General features: G+C 71.5%; 1 protein-coding gene. It reads right to left on the bottom strand.

Annotation, left to right across the window (positions count from 1 at the left end; translation table 11 throughout):
- A partial coding sequence (locus JZ792_RS43820) for a thiolase family protein (RefSeq protein ID WP_498044280.1) occupies positions 1–320 on the bottom strand: 320 nt, incomplete at its 3' end.
- Between the last annotated feature and the right edge of the window lie 70 nt (positions 321–390).

Below are 390 nucleotides of genomic sequence, written 5' to 3'. Positions count from 1 at the left end.
CTCATCACCTGCGCGGCGGCGAAGTTCACCGCGTCGAGGCCCGACGCGCAGAAGCGGTTGATCTGGATGCCCGGAACGTGGTCGCCGTAATCGCTCACCAGCGCCGCGGCGCGGGCGATGTCGCCCCCCGCCTCGCCGACCGGGTCGACGCATCCCAGGATCACGTCATCCACCAGGGCGGTGTCGAGGCCGTTGCGGTCCTTCAGGGCCCGCAGGGCCGTCTCGGCGAGGCGCAGGGCCGTCACCTCGTGCAGGGCTCCGTCCGCCTTGCCACGGCCGCGCGGCGTGCGGACGTGATCGTAGATGAAGGCTTCGGGCATCGGCGTTCCCCAGCGTGTTCTTGCCTGTTGGCGACGCGGCCTTAGCGGGCCGACTCGCTGGGCGCCAGTC

The organism is Nocardia noduli, from assembly GCF_019038455.1.
Lineage (GTDB): Bacteria > Actinomycetota > Actinomycetes > Mycobacteriales > Mycobacteriaceae > Nocardia > Nocardia noduli.
This window is presented reverse-complemented; position numbering and strand designations above follow the sequence as displayed.